Here is a 1328-nt window from a genome sequence, read left to right on the forward strand (position 1 = left end):
AAGGCGCGCAGGTGGGCGATGATCGAGGCCATGCGCTCGGTCAGTTCGCTGATCAGCTTGAGGTTGGCGCGGGCGTCCTCGCCGCGCTGGTGGTCGAGCAGGGTGGCGGCGTTCTCGGCGTAGCTGCGGATCGCCGCCAGCGGCTGATTGAGCTCGTGGCTGATGCTCGCACTCATGGTGCCGAGGGCCGACAGCTTGCCGGCCTGAACCAGCTCGTCCTGGGCGCGCACCAGTTCCTGCTGCGCCTGTTCGCGTTCCAGCACCTCCTGCTTGAGGCGGCTGTTGAGCAGCTCCAGGTCATGCGTGCGTTCGGCCACGCGCTGCTCCAGTTCGGCCTTGGCGCGGCTGTCGAGGGCGATGCGTTCGAGGTAGTGGCGACGACGCTGCATCAGCAGGCCGAGCAGCAGCAGCAGTGCCAGCAGGGCGGCGGCGCCGACCGCCACGGCGCTGCGCACCGGGCGATCGAGGAGGATGCGCGGGGCGAGGATGCTCACCGTCCAGCCGGTTTCCTCCAGTGCGCGGCTCTGCGTCAGCCAGGCGCCGGGGTCGAGGTTCAGCGCCGGCGGCGCCTGGGTCGGGTAGGGCTGGTTGGCGGCGATGGCGGCCTGCTCGACGCGATCCAGCGGGCGGCTGGCGTGGAAGCGCCAGTCCGGGCGCGAGGTGAGGATCACCACGCCGTTGGTGTCGGTCACCAGCAGCTGTTCCGGGGTGTTGCCCCACAGGGTTTCGGTGTGGTCGAGGTCGACCTTGACCACCAGTGCGCCTATGTTCTGCTGGTTTTCGCGCACCGCGTAGGCGAAGTAGTAGCCGCGCTTGCCGGAGGTGGTGCCGAGGCCGAAGAAGCGCCCCAGGCGCCCGGCCAGCGCCTCGCGGAAGTAGGGGCGGAAGGCGAAGTTGCCGGCGACGAAGCTGTCTGGCTTGTCCCAGTTGGAGGCGGCCAGGGTGACGCCGCGCGGGGTCATCAGGTAGATCACGTCGGCGCCGGTCTGCTCGCGCACCCGCGTCAGCAGGCGATTGGCGCTGTCCAGCACGGCGGGGTCGTCGGGGGCATGCAGGGCGGCGCGCAGCCCCGGCAGGTCGCCGAGGATCTGCGGCAGCACCTCGTAGCGCCGCAGGGTGCCGAGCAGGTTGGCGACGTAGAGGTCGAGGGTCTGCCGGTTCTGCTCGATCAGCACCTCGCGGTAGTAACGCTCGGCCAGGTAGTGCACCGGCCACAGCAGCGGCGCGAGCAGCAGCGCCAGCAGCAGCAGGCTGCGCCAGCGGGGGCGTCGCGGGGAGGCGGGGGTCGTGCTCATGGAAAACTGCGCCGGGATGATCGGCGCATTATG

The 1328-nt window shown here is 70.3% G+C and carries 1 protein-coding gene; it reads right to left on the reverse strand.

Translation table 11 applies throughout. The features are described from left to right. A partial coding sequence (locus N878_RS20695) for a cache domain-containing protein (protein WP_031303629.1) occupies positions 1-1295 on the reverse strand: 1295 nt, incomplete at its 3' end. Positions 1296-1328 lie beyond the last annotated feature (33 nt).

Source organism: Pseudomonas sp. EGD-AK9 (assembly GCF_000465935.2).
Lineage (GTDB): Bacteria > Pseudomonadota > Gammaproteobacteria > Pseudomonadales > Pseudomonadaceae > Aquipseudomonas.